At 69.6% G+C, this 18,192-nt stretch carries 18 protein-coding genes; 8 read left to right on the forward strand and 10 right to left on the reverse strand.

Annotated features, from left to right (window positions below):
- Positions 1 to 50: 50 nt before the first annotated feature.
- Positions 51 to 284: a hypothetical protein gene (locus tag H7F38_RS11315; protein WP_187094141.1), complete on the reverse strand. Its 234-nt coding sequence runs from the start codon at positions 282 to 284 to the stop codon at positions 51 to 53.
- A gap of 208 nt (positions 285 to 492) precedes the next feature.
- Between H7F38_RS11315 and rfbA the strand changes: the two genes are divergently transcribed.
- The 6 genes from rfbA (at position 493) to H7F38_RS11345 (ending at position 5,465) form a co-directional block, all read left to right on the forward strand.
- On the forward strand, positions 493 to 1,395 hold the full coding sequence (rfbA, locus tag H7F38_RS11320) for a glucose-1-phosphate thymidylyltransferase RfbA (protein WP_187094634.1): 903 nt from the start codon (positions 493 to 495) through the stop codon (positions 1,393 to 1,395).
- 75 nt (positions 1,396 to 1,470) lie between these two features.
- On the forward strand, positions 1,471 to 2,457 hold the full coding sequence (gene gmd / locus H7F38_RS11325) for a GDP-mannose 4,6-dehydratase (RefSeq protein WP_187094142.1): 987 nt from the start codon (positions 1,471 to 1,473) through the stop codon (positions 2,455 to 2,457).
- A 22-nt stretch (positions 2,458 to 2,479) separates the two neighbouring features.
- Entirely contained in the window at positions 2,480 to 3,442 is a 963-nt protein-coding gene (locus tag H7F38_RS11330) for a GDP-mannose 4,6-dehydratase (protein WP_187094143.1), read from the forward strand.
- The gene (locus H7F38_RS11335; RefSeq protein WP_187094144.1) at positions 3,439 to 3,921 is read left to right on the forward strand and encodes a GtrA family protein; all 483 of its coding nucleotides are present in this window, start codon (positions 3,439 to 3,441) and stop codon (positions 3,919 to 3,921) included. Before H7F38_RS11330 ends, H7F38_RS11335 begins: the two co-directional genes overlap by 4 nt.
- On the forward strand, positions 3,918 to 4,766 hold the full coding sequence (locus tag H7F38_RS11340; RefSeq protein WP_187094145.1) for a glycosyltransferase family 2 protein: 849 nt from the start codon (positions 3,918 to 3,920) through the stop codon (positions 4,764 to 4,766). Before H7F38_RS11335 ends, H7F38_RS11340 begins: the two co-directional genes overlap by 4 nt.
- Before the next feature lie 21 nt (positions 4,767 to 4,787).
- Positions 4,788 to 5,465 (forward strand): bifunctional 2-polyprenyl-6-hydroxyphenol methylase/3-demethylubiquinol 3-O-methyltransferase UbiG, encoded by a 678-nt coding sequence (locus H7F38_RS11345; protein WP_222618598.1) that lies wholly within the window; start codon positions 4,788 to 4,790, stop codon positions 5,463 to 5,465.
- Positions 5,466 to 5,559: 94 nt separating this feature from the next.
- Here H7F38_RS11345 and H7F38_RS11350 read toward each other — a convergent pair whose 3' ends face one another.
- The 4 genes from H7F38_RS11350 to H7F38_RS11365 all read right to left on the reverse strand — a co-directional run bounded on the left by H7F38_RS11350 (position 5,560) and on the right by H7F38_RS11365 (position 11,681).
- Positions 5,560 to 7,557 carry a hypothetical protein gene (locus H7F38_RS11350; RefSeq protein WP_187094146.1) on the reverse strand — a complete coding sequence of 666 codons (1,998 nt, stop codon included), beginning with the start codon at positions 7,555 to 7,557 and terminating at the stop codon, positions 5,560 to 5,562.
- Entirely contained in the window at positions 7,554 to 9,461 is a 1,908-nt protein-coding gene (locus tag H7F38_RS11355) for a hypothetical protein (protein ID WP_187094147.1), read from the reverse strand. Before H7F38_RS11355 ends, H7F38_RS11350 begins: the two co-directional genes overlap by 4 nt.
- A 121-nt stretch (positions 9,462 to 9,582) precedes the next feature.
- Positions 9,583 to 10,566 carry an NAD-dependent epimerase/dehydratase family protein gene (locus tag H7F38_RS11360; protein WP_222618599.1) on the reverse strand — a complete coding sequence of 328 codons (984 nt, stop codon included), beginning with the start codon at positions 10,564 to 10,566 and terminating at the stop codon, positions 9,583 to 9,585.
- Positions 10,563 to 11,681, reverse strand: coding sequence for a glycosyltransferase (locus H7F38_RS11365; protein WP_187094148.1), 1,119 nt, complete (start codon positions 11,679 to 11,681; stop codon positions 10,563 to 10,565). Before H7F38_RS11365 ends, H7F38_RS11360 begins: the two co-directional genes overlap by 4 nt.
- Before the next feature lie 250 nt (positions 11,682 to 11,931).
- Here H7F38_RS11365 and H7F38_RS11370 point away from each other — a divergent pair, with 250 nt between their 5' ends.
- Positions 11,932 to 13,011, forward strand: a complete 1,080-nt coding sequence (locus H7F38_RS11370; RefSeq protein ID WP_187094149.1) for a sugar phosphate nucleotidyltransferase — start codon at positions 11,932 to 11,934, stop codon at positions 13,009 to 13,011.
- On the opposite strand, the gene H7F38_RS11375 is transcribed toward H7F38_RS11370, so the two are convergent.
- The 4 genes from H7F38_RS11375 to H7F38_RS11390 are packed head-to-tail and all read right to left on the reverse strand — an operon-like array spanning position 12,989 to position 16,915.
- A complete protein-coding gene (locus H7F38_RS11375) occupies positions 12,989 to 13,600 on the reverse strand; it encodes an NUDIX hydrolase (RefSeq protein ID WP_187094150.1) in 612 nt (203 codons plus the stop codon). The genes H7F38_RS11370 and H7F38_RS11375 overlap by 23 nt on opposite strands.
- A gap of 16 nt (positions 13,601 to 13,616) precedes the next feature.
- Positions 13,617 to 15,017, reverse strand: a complete 1,401-nt coding sequence (locus H7F38_RS11380) for a coenzyme F420-0:L-glutamate ligase (RefSeq protein ID WP_255498341.1) — start codon at positions 15,015 to 15,017, stop codon at positions 13,617 to 13,619.
- 26 nt (positions 15,018 to 15,043) lie between these two features.
- Positions 15,044 to 16,072 carry a 2-phospho-L-lactate transferase gene (gene cofD / locus H7F38_RS11385; protein ID WP_187094151.1) on the reverse strand — a complete coding sequence of 343 codons (1,029 nt, stop codon included), beginning with the start codon at positions 16,070 to 16,072 and terminating at the stop codon, positions 15,044 to 15,046.
- Between the two features lie 54 nt (positions 16,073 to 16,126).
- The gene (locus tag H7F38_RS11390; RefSeq protein ID WP_187094152.1) at positions 16,127 to 16,915 is read right to left on the reverse strand and encodes a site-2 protease family protein; all 789 of its coding nucleotides are present in this window, start codon (positions 16,913 to 16,915) and stop codon (positions 16,127 to 16,129) included.
- Positions 16,916 to 17,311: 396 nt separating this feature from the next.
- On the opposite strand from H7F38_RS11390, the gene H7F38_RS11395 reads away from it, so the two are divergent.
- Complete coding sequence (locus H7F38_RS11395; protein ID WP_370531362.1) at positions 17,312 to 17,581, forward strand: WhiB family transcriptional regulator; 270 nt, start codon at positions 17,312 to 17,314, stop codon at positions 17,579 to 17,581.
- A 45-nt stretch (positions 17,582 to 17,626) separates the two neighbouring features.
- On the opposite strand, the gene H7F38_RS11400 is transcribed toward H7F38_RS11395, so the two are convergent.
- A complete protein-coding gene (locus tag H7F38_RS11400) occupies positions 17,627 to 18,160 on the reverse strand; it encodes a metallopeptidase family protein (RefSeq protein WP_187094153.1) in 534 nt (177 codons plus the stop codon).
- Positions 18,161 to 18,192 lie beyond the last annotated feature (32 nt).

The raw sequence follows: 18,192 nt of genomic DNA on the forward strand, positions 1-18,192 counted from the left end.
CGGCACGGCGACAGCAAGGCACAGCGAGGGCGGCGGACCCAACCGCTCCGTCAGGCGAGTCGCCGGGTCGCCGGTCGGGGAGTGATCCCGGCAGCGGCCTGACGCATCTCCCGGTCGAGCAGCTCGGTGTGCGGATCCGGCTCGCACTCGGCGATCAACTGCGCGCAGATGCCGACCGTGGGACAGGCGTCCATCGGCGAGGTCGCGCGGCCCGGTACCAGGATGCCCGGATGACGGGCTGCTGCCGCGGCGAGCACGATGTCGGCACGTTCGACTCCGCTCATGTGAATCCGTCCGTCGAGTTACATCCAGTCCCACCTGTCACACGACAGGTTAGGCCCGCCGGTCCGGCCGAACGGGGAGGTTGCCACCGGTGTCGCGGATTCACTGTTGCAGGACCCGGCATGGATGCTCCGGTAGTGTCCGGGTGCCCCGTCACCACGCGCGGGACGGTCGCGGGACATTTCAGGGATGACGAAGGCAGTGATGGCAATGAAGGGGATCGTCCTGGCCGGCGGAGCCGGTTCCAGGCTCCATCCGGTGACCAAGGCCGTGTCCAAGCAACTGCTGCCGGTCTACGACAAGCCGATGATCTACTACCCGCTCTCGGTGCTGATGCTGGCCGGCATCAAGGACATCCTCGTCATCACCACACCCGAGGACAGCGCCGGTTTCCACCGGCTGCTCGGTGACGGCAGCGAATGGGGGCTGACCCTGTCCTATGCCCAGCAACCGTCCCCGAACGGTCTGGCCGAGGCGTTCATCATCGGCGCGGAGCACATCGGTTCCGACTCGGTCGCACTGGTCCTGGGGGACAACATCTTCTACGGCCAGGGCTTCTCGGCCACCCTGCGCGCTGCGGTCCAGGACGTCGACGGCTGTGTGCTCTTCGGCTATCCGGTCCGTGATCCCGAGCGTTACGGCGTGGGGGAGAAGGACGCAGACGGCAGGCTCGTCTCGATCGAGGAGAAGCCCGCGAAACCGAAGTCCAACCTGGCCGTCACCGGCCTCTACCTCTACAGCAACGACGTGGTCGGGTACGCACGGACGCTGTCCCCCAGCGCCCGCGGCGAACTGGAGATCACCGACCTCAACAACATCTACGTGAAGGCCCAGCGGGCCAGGCTCGTCGACCTCGGGCGCGGGTTCGCATGGCTGGACACCGGGACGCACGAATCCCTGCTGGAGGCCGGGCAGTTCGTCCAGGTGCTCGAGCACCGGCAGGGCATCAGGATCTCCTGCCTGGAGGAGATCGCCCTCGACCGCGGGTTCATCACCGCGGACGCCTGTCTCGAGCTCGGCCGGGCCCTGTCGAAATCGCCCTACGGCCAGTACGTCATGGCGGTCGCCCAGGCCGCCGGCGCCCTCGCGATCTCCCCACCGCATTCCGGCTGACCTGGTCCGATACGGCCGGAAGCGGCTCACCCCATCGGCTATCATCTGCCGACCCCCTGCTCAAGAAGGAGCACTATGCCACGCGCCCTGATCACCGGAATCACCGGACAGGACGGTCTCTACCTCGCCGAACTCCTGTTGTCCAAGGGCTACGAGGTGTTCGGCCTGATCCGGGGGCAGAACAACCCGAAGCGGGCGCTGGTGGAGAAGGAGGTGCCCGGTGTCGTGCTGCTGACCGGCGACATCACCGACCTGTCCAGCCTGATCCGCGCGTACAACGTGGCCAAGCCGGACGAGGTGTACAACCTCGGGGCCATCTCGTTCGTCGCGTACTCGTGGGAGAACGCCGCCCTGACCAGTGATGTCACCGGGATGGGCGTGCTGAACATGCTCGAGGCCACCCGCCTGTACTGCGGTGACGACGTGTCCAAGGTGCGCTTCTACCAGGCGTCGTCCTCGGAGATGTTCGGCAAGGTCCAGCACGTCCCGCAGAGCGAATCGACACTGCTGTGGCCGCGGTCCCCGTACGGCGTGGCCAAGGTCTACGGCCACTACATGACGATCAACTATCGCGAGTCCTACGGGATGCACGCGAGTTCCGGCATCCTGTTCAACCACGAGTCGCCCCGTCGCGGCAGTGAGTTCGTCACCCGCAAGGTCACCAGGGCGGTGGCCCGGATCAGCCTCGGCCTGCAGGACACGCTGTCGCTCGGCAACCTCGATGCCAAGCGCGACTGGGGTTTTGCCGGCGACTACGTGGAGGCGATGTGGCTCATGCTGCAGGCCGCCGAGGCCGACGACTACGTCATCTCCACCGGCGAGACCCACTCGATCCGCGAGCTGCTGGACATCGCCTTCACGCGGGTCGGCATCGACGACTGGTCCCGGTACGTGTTCGTCGACCCGAAGTTCTTCCGGCCGGCCGAGGTCGACCTGCTCATCGGGGACGCGTCCAAGGCGAAGAACCGTCTGGGTTGGACGCCGAAGGTGTCGTTCCCGGAACTGGTCAACATGATGGTCGACAACGATCTGGCCGAGCAGCGCGCGCTGTCGGGCAAGTAGCAGCGGTCGGGCCGGAAAGCTCATGGCAGTCGTTTTCATCACCGGCGTCTCGGGACAGGACGGCGGGTATCTCGCGGAGCAGTTGCTGGCCGGCGGCGACGAGGTGCACGGACTGGTCCGGGAACAGGACCGCCCGGCACCGGGCGCGCAGGGTCCGCGACTGGACGACGCCCACCTGCACGTCACCGACCTGACGGATTTCGCGGGCCTGTCCGCCCTGATCAAGGACGTGGCCCCGGACGAGATCTACAACCTCGCCGGGATGTCGTCGGTGGCCAGGTCCTGGGTGGAGCCGGTGGCCACCGGTGAGGTGACCGGCCTCGCCGTGGCCGCGGTGCTGCAGGCGGCCTGGGAGCTGTCCGAGTCCAGCGGCCGCGTGGTGCGGGTCGTGCAGGCGGCCAGCGCGGAGATCTTCGGCAACCCGGCGACCAGCCCGCAGGACGAATCGACGGTCATTGCGCCCGTGACGCCCTACGGCGGCGCCAAGGCCTACGCCCACCACATGGTCGGGGTGTACCGCGGTCGTGGTCTGCACGCCGTGTCGGCGATCCTCTACAACCACGAGTCGCCCCGGCGGCCGCCCACCTTCGTCACCCGCAAGATCACCAGGACCGCGGCCCTGATCGCACGCGGGGAAGCCGACGAACTGGCCCTGGGCAATCTCGACGCGCGGCGCGACTGGGGCTGGGCCCCTGACTACGTCGACGCGATGGTCCGGGCGGCCCGGCACAGCAAGGCGCAGGACTACGTGATCGCCACCGGTGTCTCGCACTCCGTGTCCGAGTTCGTCGCGGCGGCCTTCGGCCGGGCCGGCATCGACGACTGGGAGCGGTACGTCCGGGTCGATCCCGCCTTCGTCCGACCCGTCGACGCCTTCGAGCTGGTGGGTGATTCCACCAGGGCCCGCACCGAACTGGGCTGGGCTCCCACCCGTTCGTTCGCCGACATCGTCGCCGCCATGGTCGATACGGATCTATCGGCTTGACCGCGCCGCACGAGCGCGCGCCGGACGGTCGACCCCAGCTGCCGGCCACCACCGAGGCTCCCGGTCCGTTGCTCCGCCTCGTCCACGATCAGCGGCTGGCCTTCGTGCTGGTCGGCGGGCTCAACACGCTGCTCAGCTTTGCCGCATTCGTGCTGTTCAGCCGGATCACCTCGCTCTGGGGTGGGGATCTCGCCGTTCTCGGTGCCCAGCTGATCGCCATTCCGGTCGCCTTCGTCCTGCATCGGACCTTCGTCTTCCGCGTCACCGGTCACGTGCTGCGGGATCTGGGACGGTTCGTCCTCGTCAACGCCATTCCGATCACCGTGAACCTTGCGGTGCTGCCCGTCCTGACGACGGTCCTCGGGTGGCCGGTGCTGCTGTCGCAGATTGGTTTCACCCTGGTCTGGGTGATCTCGAGCTACTTCCTGCACCGGGGTTTCTCGTTCCGGCGCACCACCGCCGAAAGAGAGGCGGAATGAATCAGTACGGCGCCGTTCCCCGGGTGTCGGTGGTGGTACCGGCGTTCAACAATGCACCGCACATCGAGGCCACCGTGCATTCGATCCTGTCGCAGACGTACTCGGATTTCGAGTTGATCATCTCCGACCACTCCTCGACGGACGGCACCTGGGAGAGGTTGCAGGCCGTGGCCGCCGACCCGCGGGTGCGTCTGATGCGGATCGCGTCCGGCGGAGGGGCCCCGGCCAATTGGCGGGCGGTCACCGACCAGGGTCGGGGCGAGTTCCTCAAACTCGTCTGCGGCGACGACCTGCTCTATCCGACCAGCCTCGCCGAACAGGTCGCGGCCTTCGACCAGCATCCCTCGGCGGTGCTGGTCGCCTCCCGTCGGGACGTGGTGGACGAGACGGGGGTGCCGGTCGTGCGTTCCCGAGGTCTGCAGCATCTGCACGGGCTGGTGGAGGGCGTCACGGCGATCCGCCGGACGGTGCGCGCCGGGACGAACGTCTTCGGCGAGCCGGCCTGTGTGATGTTCCGCCGACAGGTGCTGGCCGACAGCGGAGGATGGGACGCCCGATCGCCCTATCTGATCGATCAGGCGACCTGTTCGCGCGTGTTGATGTCCGGGTCGATGGTCGCCGTCCGGCAGTCGTTGGCCGGGTTCCGGATCAGTGCCCAGCAGTGGAGCGTCACCCTCGCGGGGGAACAGTCCCGGCACGCCAGGGCCTTCCACAAACTGATCGCCGCCGAACATCCCGGTCTGCTGAGCCGGGGGGACATCTGGATCGGCGACGCGCGGGCCACCCTGATGGCCGCCAAGCGACGGGCGGCGTACGTCTGGTTGCGCCGTCGGATGGGACGCTGAACGTCTGGCAAAATTCGGTCCATGTCCGACCCCGACCATCCCCCCGCCGATCCCATGGGCGATTCTTCCGGCCCCGCGTCACCGGCCCACCGTGCACCGTCCACGGCCGGTGAGGCCTACGCGGAGCGGCTGAACAAGCTGCAGAGCAAGCGTTGGAAGAAGTGGTTGAACGTGCAGGCGCCGTACCGGGCCAACCTGCGCCGCTACCGCCTCGGGCGGACCCTGGACGTGGGGTGCGGGAACGGCCGCAATCTGGGCGCCCTCGCCGAGGGCTCGGTGGGCGTCGACCACAATCCGCATCTGGTGCGGACCACCCGCGAACTGGGCCTCGAGGCCTACACCTCGGAGGAGTTCTTCGCCGATCCGACGCTCTCCCGCCCCGGTGGTTTCGATGCGATCCTGGCCGCCCACCTGATCGAGCACCTGCCGTACGACGAGGCCGTCTCGGTCATCCGGAGCTACCTGCCGATGGTGCGGCCCGGAGGCCGGGTCGTGCTGATCACCCCGCAGGAGCGTGGCTACGCGTCGGATCCCACCCACCTGGTCTTCACGGACTTCCAGGCCCTGCGCAGACTGTCCACCGAACTCGGCCTGCGGACCACCCGGCAGTATTCGTTCCCCTTCCCGCGGTGGTGCGGAAAGTTGTTCATCTACAACGAGTTCAACCACCAGGCGCAGGTCCCTGATCACACGACCTGACGACCTGACGACCTGGCGATTTGAGGAACCGGACGGCCCGACGAAGGGGACCGCCGCCCCGCCGCGCCCAGGGTTCTGATCAGCCCGGGTCTGGTCAGCCTGCCGCGCGCACGATGATCGCCGCGAGGCTCGCGCGCTCGGCCGGCGTCAGGGCGCGCCGGACTTCCGCCAGGGATCGGTCCAGGGAGAAATAGGCCCACCGGCCGGTGCTGCTGACCAGCTCCGCCTCGCCGGTGTAGGGCACCAGGCGCGCTTCCAGCACCACCCCGTGGTCCTTCGTCAGATTGCGATCGACCACGATCCCGGCGAAACCCACGATGGCCAGGTTCTCCGTCATCTGCGCCGCGGGTTCGGCCGAGACGGTCTTCGGCCAGAGGGTCTGCGGTCGTCCCTTGATGCCGCCCCCCGACCACCGCAGGGTCGTCGAATGCAGGAACAGTTTGAGCTGGTCGGTATCGATTCCGTGGTTGAGCGCGCCGCCCTCGGGAAAGGCGAGGTAGGGCGTCTGGTAGATCATCGACCCGGCCGGGACCCGCGACTCCAGCGTTGTGACGAACGCATCGTCACTGGCGTAGGTGCGGTCGCCGTAGTTCGGGGTGGCCCACCCGGATGACTGGTCCGCCACCCCGAGCACCAGGATCAGCAGGGCCGCCAGGGGCGTGCCCCGGCGGGCGGCCCACCGCTTCGGCCCCGACCCGGCCCTGGCTCCCCGTCGGCGTCGTGCGGCGTCGAGACCGGACTCGACGGCCACGCCCAGACCGGCCAGCGAGAGGAGCGTGATCAGGATCGACATCCGGTTCCAGCCGCGGATGCTCGCCGTCAGGAAGGAGATCAGCGTCCCGAGACCACCGATGGTGCCGGCCAGGAAGGCCAGGCAGGTCAGCGCGGACAGATAGCGGAACGTCTGCCGCCGTCGCAGCCGGACCGGGTCGGTGATCTCCGGTCGTGGACGACGCAGCAGAACGGCGAAGACGGTTCCGGTGAGCATCAGGAAGCCGGCGGTACCCACCAGGCCGAGCGAGGCCTGTTCCCCGCTCAGCTGGTACTGCGAGTCGTACAGGCTCCGCAGATGGGCGAACGGCGGCCAGGGGTGACGCGCTGCCGGCAGGATCAACGACATGAACTTCAGGGCGTAGGTCTCGGCCTGGGCCGGTTGCCGGATGAAGGCGGCGGCATCCGAGCCGTGGATGTGCTCGTAGATGATGTCCGGCAGCATCGCCCCGACGAAGACGGTCAGCAGGAGCGCACCTGCCACCGCGCCGCCCAGGAATCGTCGTAGGTTCCGGGTGCGCAACAGGGCCAGCAGGATGGCCGGGGCCAGCAGGATGGCGGTGAACACCCCGTAGTAGGCGCCGTCCAGGGTGACCAGGGTGATGGACAGGAAGGTGGCGGCGCCGCGTCCGGTCAGCGCCCCGAAGAGCCCCCTTGCCACCTTCGGTAGCCCGGCCGCCCGTCCGGTCAGCCTGCGCAGACCCCAGATCGGCTCGCCGCGCAGCACCGTCAGCACCACCACGAGGCCGAGCGGAACCGCCCAGTACTCGCTGAGAAAATACTGGGATTCCCTGCGCCAGAGGTGATACGGGGCGACGGCGAACAGCACCGCCAGTGCCACGCTCAGCCACCCCGACAGTCCACAGCGCCGGAGGAAGTACACCGCCGTCACCGCGGCCAGCGGGAACCCGGCGATGTAGTAGACGTTGAAGACGATGGGCCACTGGTGGCTGAACAGGCCGAAGACCTTGATCATCATCGGCTGGAGTTCGTCGGAGAACGGGAAGTCGTGCAGATGCTGCCCGTAGGGCGCGCCCAGGTCCGGTTGTGACTCGTACCAACCGGTCTGCAGCACCGTCTTGAAGTACGTGGCCGATGACGTGCCGTCGCCGCTGTAGACGAAGGGGACCGACCAGGTCGCCCGCCACAGCCGCATCATGATCGTGGTGGCCACCATGGCCAGCACCGCGCTCGCGAGATACAACCAGGCCCCGGGGGAACGCTCACCGCGATCCGTTGCCGATGGCGGCCCCGAACCGAGGTCGGCGTCAGAGCCGGTGTCGGCGGGGGGAACGGTGGTGGTGTCGATGGTCGCGGTCATGGGGCCACCTTCGTGAGGCCTTCTGCGATCCGGGCGCGCTGGGCCACCGTCGTACGGGCATCGAGTGCCGCGATGGCGCGGCCGAGCGACAGGTAGACGTAACGCCCGTCGGGGCTGGTCAGCAACGGCTGCCCCAGCAGCGGGACGAGGGCGTCGGTCCACTGCCGACCGCCGTCCGGCAGGCTCGCGCGATCGATGGTGACGCCGACGAAGCCGATGGCCGCCAGGTAGTGGACCAGGGTGGTGGGGGCGGACTGCACCAGGTGGGTGGGCCAGTCGGTCTGCACCGGGCCGGCGATTCCGCCGGCCGAGAATCGCAGCTGCGAGGACTGCAGCCAGAGCGCCAACTGGGCACCGGTGGCGGGGGCGTCGGCCGCGCCGGAGTGGGTGAACGGCACCCATGGCAGCTGGAAGATCATCGAGCCGGCCGGCTCCCGGCGTTCGATGCCCTGCACGAACTGCCGGTCCGACGCACTGCCGGCGGCATTGGCCCGGTAGTCCGGCACGGCCCCGGTCAGCGACTGGTCGCCGGCACCGATCAGCAGCACCAGGACGGCCAGGGCCGGTAGCGCGCCACGGGCGAATCGGCCGACAGTGGGGCGCCCGCCGGTGGACGAGGACGCCCGGATCCGTCCGGCCACCCGTTCCAGCACCAGTCCCGAGGCCGCCAGGGCCGGCAACGCCAGCACGATCGAGATCCGGCCCCAGCCGCTGAAACCGCCGGCCAGCAGCGAGATGATCGTGCCCGGACCGCCGAGTACACCGAGGCAGAAGATCACCAGGCCCAGGACGGTCATCTCGTTCAGCAGCCGGATCCGGTGCACCCGGTCGGGCGACGGCTCCGACGTCCGGTACCGACCTGTCAGCGCGGTGAGCGCCACCCCCATGATGACCAGCAGCCCGAACGCCGCCACGAGCCCGAGCGCCGGGGTCTCGCCCGGTAGCGGGTACCCGGAGTCGTAGGCGGCCCGGAAGGAGGCCAGGAAGGGCAGCGGCTCGCCGGGCGGCGGTAGCACCAGCGCGGCGAACTTCATCGCATAGGTCTCGGAGCCGGGCGTTGACGGACCCGTCGGCGCCCCCCCGGCCCACGACGAACGGGCCAGGGCGGGCGCGGCGGCCAGCAACGAGGCACCGGCCAGCACCGCCAGCGCCACGCACGTCCCGCCCAGCGGCCGGACCGTTCGCGAACGGATGAAGCCGGCCAGCCCACCGGTGATCAGCAGCAGTACGGCGAAGAGCAGGTAGTCGCCGCCGCTATAGGCCACCAGGGCCAGGATCGCGGCCGTGCCTGCGCCCCGGCCCGTCAGTGCGGCGAGCACCGGATGGACATGAAGCCGGCGGCCCCAGAGCGGCTCGGCGCGCATCGCGCGCACCACCAGCAGCATGATCAGCGGCACGGTGGAGTAGGCCGACAGGAAGATCTGGCTCTCGTTGTGCAGGAAGTGGTACGGGGCGACCGCGAACAGCACGGACAGCACCACGACGACGACGGGGCTCAGGCCGCAGGCGCGGAAGAACGGCACGGCCGCCACGGCGGCGAGCAGGAACCCGAGCAGGAAGAAGACGTTGAACGCGACCGCCCAGTCGTGGGTGAAGAGTCCCAGCAGCTTGATCACCACGGCGTGCAGATCTCCGGGTGAGGTCGGGTAGGCGTACCGCTGACCGAAGGGCACCCCGAGATCGGGTTGGTAGTCGTACCAACCGGTGGTCAGGACGTTCTTGAAGTATCCGGCGTTCGCCAGTGCTCCGCCGGAATACCAGAAGGGCACCGACAGGTCGGCCTGCCACAGCCGCATCATCAGGGTCAGCACGACCGCCGTCAGCCCGGCGCTGGTCGCGTAGGGGATCCACCGGCGCGCAGTGCCGCCGGTCGGCGGGGCCGGCTCGGTCGGCGGGGCCGGCACGGTCGGCGGGGTCGACTGGGACAGCCGGCAAGACTCGGGAAGGGAGGGGGTCGGGGACTGCGCCGGTACTGGGGAGTGCGGCGCCGTCGGGGGCTGCGGGGGTGTCGGGGGCTGCATGCGGTCAGCGCACCGGCTTCTGGGCGGCGCGGAGCAACCCGGCGGCGGTCGCGGCGATGCCGGCGGGCAGCGTGGTCAGCAGCCGGCGGTCGATCTGCGGCCAGACGACCGACCGGAACCGCAGGTCCCGCACCTGGAACTGGGCGTTCGCCGAGCTTCCCAGCACCACCGGGGGCGGTCGCTTGCACACCTGTCGGCAGGTCGCGATCAGGCTCGCGATGGTGGTGCCCTGTTGCGAGGCGAGCAGTTTGACGATCGGGGTACCCACGGGATGGCCCGCCGGTTGCCGGAGGCGGAGCATGTCGGCGATCATCGCCGCGCAGTCGTCGACGTAGAGGTAGTCGCGGATGGTGTCGAGGGAGACGTAGATCGAGATCGGCTGCCGGGTGATGCTGCCACGGCACAGCGCGCTGATCAGGCCCTGCGCCTTCGCGGGGTTCTGCCCCGGACCGTAGAGGTTGGCGATCCGGCCGATCTGGACGGTGTCGCCGGTGCGTTGCGCGTACTCCAGCAGGGCATCCTCGGCGGCCAGCTTGGCCCGGCCGTAGTCGGAGATGGGTGCGGCCGGGTCGAGTTCGGACTGGGGACCGTCGCCGGCTCCGGCGTACAGCCCGCCGGCGGAGGACGCCAGGAAGAAGGTGCCGCGACCGGTGATCCTGGGCCGCCGCGCCAGCCGGTCCAGGAAGGCGGAGAGCGTGGCGACCTCGCGGGCCAGGTCGGAGGCGGAGGTCCCGGTGACACCGGCACCGGCGGCCCACACCACCTGCGACGGGAGGTCGAGCCGATCGGCCGCTGCGGTCAGCCGGTCCAGGCCCCGGTCGAGGTCGTCGGCGGTGGAGGGACCCGTCCACGAGATCTGTTGCGCCAGCACCGGTCCGGCCCCTGCGCGTCGGAGCGTGCCGGTCACGGCGCTACCGAGCAGGCCGCCGGCACCGACCACCCAGGTGGCGCTCTGACCGGCTTCCGCGGCGGGAGCTTGATGGATCACGGAACCGGGTGCGAGCTGTCGTTCCCGACCGTCGAGCGTAGCGCCCGCTCGCCGGCCGCGGGCTCGTCCGGTCTGCGGCTCCTCGTCGCGGGGCTCCCGGGCGAGGTGTCGACCGGTCGGCCGAGCGGCCCACTCTGCGGATCGCTGACGATCAGGTACAGGGGGCGACCCATGGCCATCTTCACCGCGACGCCGACGTACTCGGCGATCACCCCCAACGAGAACAGGATGGCACCGCTGCAGACCAGCAACACGACCATCAGCGAGGGCCAGCCCGGCGGCAGGTCGACCTTCCAGAACAACGAGGACGCGATGAAGTACACCGCCAGCAGCAGACCGCCCACGGCGACCACCAGCCCGAGCAGGCTGACCAGCCGCAGCGCCCTTGTCCCGCTGGAGAGCACCATTCGCCAGAAGTGCGAGAACAGCGTCCGCACCGAGTAGCCGGACGGCCGCCCGCCCTCGTCGCGTAGTTCCACCGGGCAGGTGGTGACCTTCTGGGCCACCCAGCTCAGCGCCACGTCGAGGTAGACGCCGGCCCCGGCGTAGGCGGCGACGCTACGGCCGACCTCGCCCAGCACCAGCCGCAGGCTCTGGTACTCGGTGGCGTCGGTACCGCTCGTCGAGAGTCGCAGCAGTCGTTTCGACATCCGGGACCCGATGTTGCGCAGCACGCCGTGCGGCGGACGATTGGTCGGCCGCGCGTACACCACGTCGGCCCTGGCCGCCATCGCGACGTCGAGCATGGCCGGGATCGACGCAGGGTCGTGCTGGCCGTCCTCGTCCATGGTGACGATCCAGTCGCCGCCGGACGAGGCCATGCCGGCCAGCGTGGCCGGGTGCTGCCCGAAGTTGCGGCTGAGCCAGAGCGGCCGCACGACGTCGTACCTCTCGGCCAGATCCCGCAGGACGGCCGCTGATCCGTCCGGACCGTTGTCGTGGACCAGCAGGATCTCGGTGACGCGGAGCCGATGACCGTCCGGGCTCAGGACGTCCTGCATCAGGGGTTCCAGCTCGGTCAGCAGTGCGGCCAGGGTGCGTTCGCCCTGGTAGACCGGGATCACCACCGAGATCGAATGCGGGCGTCTCGCGCCGCCCTCGCCAATGGAATCCATCCATGCACCGTACCCAAGCCTCCGGCCCCCGGGACCACCGCCGGATCGGTGTCCCCGATCCGGTGATGTGGCTCTCCATCGTCGGCAGGGTGATCCGTGAGCGCCGGAAGGGCCTGACGAACCTGCAGACGGGGTACCCCTGGGGCAGGCCCGATGTTCGGGACGACGGCCGGTCGCCCCGTATCATCCTGCGGGAGCAGTCCCGGGTGGAGCAGATCGAGCCGGGTCACGAGCAGGGGAGAGAACCGAGATGGAAGACGGCCGTGACGTCGATGCGGTGGTGCTGGTCGGGGGGCAGGGCACGCGGTTGCGGCCGCTGACGCTCTCGGCGCCGAAGCCGATGCTGCCGACCGCCGGGGTGCCGTTCCTCGAGCACCTGCTGTCCCGGATCCGCGAAGCCGGCATCCGCCACGTCGTGCTCGGCACGTCCTACCGGGCCGAGACCTTCAGCGAGTACTTCGGCGACGGAAGCGCTTTCGGGCTCGAGATCGAGTACGTGGTGGAGGACCAGCCGCTGGGGACTGGCGGCGCCATCCGCAACGTGTTCGACAAGCTGCGGGCGCCGGACGTGATGGTGTTCAACGGCGACATCCTGTCCGGGGTCGATCTGCGCAACCTGCTCGCCACCCATCGGGACAGTTCCGCCGACGTCACCCTCCACCTGGTCAAGGTGCCCGATCCGCGCGCGTTCGGATGCGTGCCGACCGACGGATCGGGCCGGGTGCAGGCCTTCCTGGAGAAGACCGACGACCCGCCGACCGATCAGATCAACGCGGGCTGCTACGTCTTCCGGCGTGAGGTGATCGAGGGCATCGCGGCCGACACCGTCGTCTCCGTCGAGCGCGAGACCTTCCCGGGCCTGCTCGCCTCCGGTGCGAAGGTGGTCGGACACGTCGACACCAGCTACTGGCTGGATCTGGGCACGCCCCTGGCGTTCGTCAAGGGTTCGGCCGATCTGGTACGCGGGTTGGCGCCGACCGCGGCGCTGCCGCAGCCGCCGGCCGAATTCCTCGCGCTGGATGGTGCGTCGATCGCCGACGGCGCGCTGATCACCGGGGGCAGCACGCTCGGCCGGGGGGTCCAGATCGCCACCGGTGCGACCGTCGACGGGTCGATCGTCTTCGACCGGGCCTCGATCGGCGCCGGGTCCCAGGTGGCCAGATCAGTGGTCGGCCACGGCGCGGTGATCGGGGCGGGGGTCGTCATCAACGACGCGGTCATCGGGGACGACGCCGTCATCGGGGACGGGTGTGAACTGCTCGCCGGCGTCCGGGTCTGGCCCGGCGTGACTCTTCCGGCCGGCGCGATCAGGTTCTCCGCACCTTCCTGATTTCTGTCGGCGATTTCGGTCCCTCGGCAGGGGCCATACCCCTCGGAAGGGACCGAATCAGGTCGTGCAGGCTCTCGTCGGTGTCCGCCGGGAGGGCGTCGATCGGGAAGAAGCGCAGGTCGAGGGACTCCGGCGAGATCACCGCCACGGCGTCCGCCGGCGCGATCACCGCGAACTGCACGTCGAAATGGCGGTTGGGAACCCCGAGCGAGCACGTGATCGGGTGCACGTCGAGGTGGATCGGGTCCGGCAGAACCCGCAGCCCGTCGATCCCGGACTCCTCGGTGGCCTCCCGCAGCGCCGCACCGGCCATGGTCAGGTCCTGCTCCTCGCAGTGGCCGCCGAGCTGCAGCCATCGCCCGACCCTCGGGTGCAGTGTCAGCAGCGTCGACCGCCGGTCGGCCGACATCACCAGTGCGCTGGCCGTCAGGTGGCCGGCCTCGCAGGACCTGCGGGTGGCATCGGGCCGGGCGGCCAGGAAACCGAGGAAGGCCTCGCGCAGCGCGGACTGCCCGGCGTCCGGCGCCGACCACCCCGCGAGGAGCTCGATGGCATCGCGATGCAACGCGGCGTGCGGCGCGTTGGTCATCTGGGCACCAGCGCGGTCATCTGATCAGCATCCCGTCGGCCGGATCGAACGGTGGCCGTGCCGAAAGACTCTCGTGCGGATGGCCGATCCCGATGGCGCCCAATGGTTCCCAGTCCTCCGGCAGAGACAGCACGGACCTCACCACCACCGGCGCGAAGATGGTCGAGGAGATCCAGGCCGACCCGATGCCCTCGGCGGCCAGGGCCACCAGCAGCGCCTGGACCGCGGCGCCGCCGGCCACCGTGAACATGGTGCGTTCCGCCTGGCGCCGCCGGTCGTCCGGGTAGTCGTGCCGGCCCTCTCCCGTGACGAACGGGATGACGACCTCCGTCGCCTCGTTCAGGATCTGGCCCCGGGCGGTGCGGCGTGCGATGCGCTCGTCGTCCCACCCGTCGCCGGCGAGGTCGGACTCCCACTGCGCGGCCATGGCCTGCAACAGGGCCTGACGGTGCTCGCGGACCAGGACGAACCGCACCGGCCGGGTGTGGTGCGGGGCCGGAGCGGTGAGCGCGATCCCGATGCACCGCGCCAGGACCGCGTCGTCGACCCTCTCGCCGGTGAACTGCCGAACGGTCCGGCGGAGCAGCACGGCCTCCTTCCGGCCCTGCGCGATGGACAGGTCGGTCCCGAGCCGGAAGAGGTCCTCCTCGTAGGGGCGCAGCAGCGCCGCGGCGAGATGATCGGAAGGGGCGGGTCCGTCTTCGGGTACCCCCGGCGCATCCAGTCCGCGGATCACCGCCACCGGGACGCCGGCCAGCTTGCCCTTGACCAGGTCACCGGCCGCGGCGATCTCGTCGCCGAGCCCGACCTGCGTCACGACCAACTCGTTGCCGAAATCGTCCACCCCGCCGCGATGGTCCTCCAGCACACGTACCCCGGCGGCCCCGATGGCCACGTCGGTGACGCCGTTGCGCCAGGCCCGGCCCTGCGTGTCGGTGATGACCACGCCGATCCGTCGTCCGCGTGCGGCGAATTCCCGGACGAGCCCGGCGGCGGAAGCGTCCGGGTCCTCCGGGAGCAGGGCGATCTCGTCGAGCCGGACGTTCGAGGCGTCGACGCCGGCCGCCGCGGCGATGATGCCCAGCCGGTTCTCCACGATCTTGGTCCGGCCCATCTGGGCCACCAGACGCACGGTCTCGGTATCGATCAGATGCCGGCGGAATTCCTCGCGGGCTCCCGGGTCGGTCGGGGACCTGACCAATCGGCCCTCGGTCTTGGACACCGCCTTGGACGTCACCACCAGTACATCCCCGTCGACGATCCAGGGAGCGGCAGCGGCGATGGCTCCGGCCAGGTCGTCGCCGGGACGGAATTCCGGTAGCCCGGTGACCGCCAGCACCTGCAACCCGTGCGGCGCAGCCGGACGGCCGTCGGGAATGACGCCGCTCGGTACGTCGGTGATGGGTGCTTTCCCCACGGGTCCTTCCTCCATGGGAACGTTCGTCATCTGGTCAGTTCCAGGCAGGCCGCCACCATGGCGGCGGTCGCGGTGGGATCCGTCATCAGCAGGGGGGCCTCGGCGACCCGGACGCCCGGGATGGTCACCGATTCGCCGGGGGCCACCAGGAATGCGTCGAGCAGGCCCCCTTCGGTGCGCGAGCCGTAGTGTCGCCCGACGCCCTGCGCCGAGACCTCCACCCCGATCGCCGTCAGGCAGGCATCGGCGTGACCGCGCAACGGCTTGCCGGCGATCAGCGGCGAGACCCCCACCACCGGCGCGGAAGCGGCCACGACGGCCTGACGGATGCCGGGGATCGCCAGGATCGGCGCGATCGACACGACGGGGTTGGAAGGTGCGATCAGCACCAGGTCGGCCTCGGCGATCGCCTCGAGCACGCCCGCGGCCGGTGCTGCCTCGTCGGCGCCGATGAACACGAAAGCCCTGGCGGGCAGAGCGGCCCGGTAGCGCGTCCACCACTCCTGGAAGTGCAGGGCCACATCAGGGGCCTCGGTGCCGTCCTCCGGCCGATCTGGAACCCACGCGGGATCGGCGACCACCACATGGGTCTCGACCCGCTGGTCGGACATCGGCAGGAGGGTGACGCCGGGTCGCCACTTCGCCGAGAGGGCGGCCGTGACCGCCGACAGTGGGTACCCGGCGTCGAGCATCCGGGTGCGCACGAGATGCGAGGCGATGTCCTTGTCCCCCAGTGCGAACCAGGGGGCTTCGGCGCCGTAGGAGGCGAGTTCGGCCGCTGCGGTGAAGGTTTCGTCCTGACGACCCCACCCGCGCTCGGTGTCGGCGACACCCGAGAGGGTGTAGAGACAGGAGTCCAGGTCGGGACAGATCTGCAGTCCGTGCAACCGGATGTCGTCCCCGGTGTTGACGATCGCCGTCACCGAGTCCGGGGTGTCGGCCGGATCCCCGGCGCCCTGGGGCCGGTCGCCGGTCGGGTCCCAGCCCAGGAAAGCCTTGACCCCCAGCAGGAACCTGGCCCCCCCGACGCCGCCGGACAGCACAGTGATCTTCACGCCAGAGATCCTGCCACGCCCGCCGGACCTCGGACGCCGAGTGGCCGGGGTGCGTCAGGTGCGCCAGAACTGGAAGTGGCCCGCGCCGATCCCGGCGGCGTAGGAGGTGGTGGCGCCCCCGAGGGAATCCATCAGGTCGTACGCGGGCCGGAACAGGTATGTGCTGGCGCCGGGGATGGAGAAGAGGATGACGAAGAGCACCAGCGGCGCCCAGCCCCGGATGGAGGCGATCGAACGCTGGGTGGCGGCCGACAGGTAGGGCGCGATGATGCCGAAGCCGTCGAAACCCGGGATGGGCAGGATGTTGAGGACCGCGGTGACGAACTGCAGCAGCGCCAGGAAGGCCAACGCCTGGTACAGACCGTTCGGCGTGAATACCCCGTTCGTGTACTCCCGGGGGAGTGAATCGACGACGTAGACGAGCACGATTCCGATGAGCAGGTTCGTCGCCGGCCCCGCGAAGGAGACCAGGCTGGACCACCACCGGGTCCGCAGGCGGTGGTTCTCGATGAGCACGGCACCGCCGGGCAGCGGGATGCCGCCGACCGCGAGGATCACCACCGGGATGACGATGCTGTAGGCCGCATTCACATAGCGAAGTGGGTTCAGTGTGAGGTAACCCCTTGCGCGAACGCTGATGTCGCCTCCCGCGAGGGCGACGGCGGCGTGCGCGAACTCGTGGAAGCAGAGCGTGATCACCCAGCCCGCCAGCACCACGAGGAAGATCCAGACGCCCACCGGTGTGGCGTTCGTCCAGGCCGCGTACCCGGCGAGGACGGCGACGGCCACCAATCCGGGGAACACCCATCTGCCAGCCGACTGCTTACTCAGAGATCCCGTCATGTCACCAGTGTGCGTCAGGAAAAATGCCTGATAGCACGGGGAGCGCTTGACGGGACGCGGGACACACCTGTGTAATCACATCGATGTGATTCGCTGGCGCTGGAAAGAACCGAAGCTCACCCGCTCACGCTGCAGCATCGAACGGCTCCTGTTGAACGGGAGCGAAAATCATTGCCCGGCTGCCTGTCCGGCGCCGAAACCGTGGAAAGGACTCGATTCGTGTCGAACCTGGGGGCTACCTCCACCCGTGAGGTCTTGATCGAATTCGGGTTGCGATCCGTCGCCTACCGCGCACCGGTGGACGACGCACCGCAGGAGTGGGACGCAGCCGGCGACGCCGTCCCGGAGTCCGTTCCGGCAGAGTCCGTTCCGGCGGTGTCCGTGCTCGGGGAGTCCGTGCCGGGCCTGCACAGCGTGCAGACGGGGACGGATCTGCTGAACGGCGAGGAAGCCGACTGGCACGAGCGGGCGCTCTGTGCCCAGACCGACCCGGAAGCCTTCTTCCCGGAGAAGGGCGGATCCACCCGGGAGGCCAAGAAGATCTGCACCGGCTGCGAGGTGCGGTCCGAATGCCTGTCCTACGCGCTGGCCAACGACGAACGGTTCGGCATCTGGGGCGGGCTGAGCGAACGCGAGCGCCGCCGTCTCAAGCGCAGTGTCGGCTGAATGAGCTGTACCTGAAGCGCAGTAGCTGAACCTGGACGCCAGCTGTCAGCTTCCGGTCGGTGGCTCGATGTCTGGCTCGCCCAGCACCGCCGTCAGTTGCTCACCGAGCACCTCGGCCACCAGATCGCCCAGATCACCCGAATCGGCTGCCCTGACTTCCAGTGGGCGGCGGTAGACCACGACCCGCGCCTTCGTGGCGCGACCCCTGGCGTCCACTCCCGGGGGGGAGAACCTGGTCAGCGGGACACCTCCGTCCAGCACCACATCTGACGACGCCACCACATCGCCCGTCGGGAGAGACGGCACCTCGTCGACGGCGAACTCGATGGAGGCCAGCTCGGTCGGCCACCGTTCCTCGAGATCGGCGACCGCCTCGAGGACGGCGTGATCGAACTGCTGGGCCCGCGTACGGGCGGCCGGCAGCTCGGCCGGGAGCAGCGGGGTGCGCAGGCCACGCCCGCGCCGATCGCGCAGTACCCGCCGACGTCGCCGTCGCCCAACCGTGGTCGTGGACGCCGGTTTCGTCGCTGCCGACTGCCGCTCGATGTCAGGGGTCGAGTTCCCGCTGTGCTCCGCCATGAGAGGTCCAGTCTAGAAGTTCACCGGTACGT

The organism is Nakamurella sp. PAMC28650, from assembly GCF_014303395.1.
Lineage (GTDB): Bacteria > Actinomycetota > Actinomycetes > Mycobacteriales > Nakamurellaceae > Nakamurella.

Excerpts from the sequence above, each read along its gene's own strand:
- H7F38_RS11315 (WP_187094141.1), bottom strand. The coding sequence starts at position 284 with ATGAGCGGAGTCGAACGTGCCGACATCGTGCTCGCCGCGGCAGCAGCC.
- rfbA (WP_187094634.1), top strand. The coding sequence starts at position 493 with ATGAAGGGGATCGTCCTGGCCGGCGGAGCCGGTTCCAGGCTCCATCCG.
- gmd (WP_187094142.1), top strand. The coding sequence starts at position 1,471 with ATGCCACGCGCCCTGATCACCGGAATCACCGGACAGGACGGTCTCTAC.
- H7F38_RS11330 (WP_187094143.1), top strand. The coding sequence starts at position 2,480 with ATGGCAGTCGTTTTCATCACCGGCGTCTCGGGACAGGACGGCGGGTAT.
- H7F38_RS11340 (WP_187094145.1), top strand. The coding sequence starts at position 3,918 with ATGAATCAGTACGGCGCCGTTCCCCGGGTGTCGGTGGTGGTACCGGCG.
- H7F38_RS11345 (WP_222618598.1), top strand. The coding sequence starts at position 4,788 with ATGTCCGACCCCGACCATCCCCCCGCCGATCCCATGGGCGATTCTTCC.
- H7F38_RS11350 (WP_187094146.1), bottom strand. The coding sequence starts at position 7,557 with ATGACCGCGACCATCGACACCACCACCGTTCCCCCCGCCGACACCGGC.
- H7F38_RS11365 (WP_187094148.1), bottom strand. The coding sequence starts at position 11,681 with ATGGATTCCATTGGCGAGGGCGGCGCGAGACGCCCGCATTCGATCTCG.
- H7F38_RS11370 (WP_187094149.1), top strand. The coding sequence starts at position 11,932 with ATGGAAGACGGCCGTGACGTCGATGCGGTGGTGCTGGTCGGGGGGCAG.
- H7F38_RS11375 (WP_187094150.1), bottom strand. The coding sequence starts at position 13,600 with ATGACCAACGCGCCGCACGCCGCGTTGCATCGCGATGCCATCGAGCTC.
- H7F38_RS11390 (WP_187094152.1), bottom strand. The coding sequence starts at position 16,915 with ATGACGGGATCTCTGAGTAAGCAGTCGGCTGGCAGATGGGTGTTCCCC.
- H7F38_RS11400 (WP_187094153.1), bottom strand. The coding sequence starts at position 18,160 with ATGGCGGAGCACAGCGGGAACTCGACCCCTGACATCGAGCGGCAGTCG.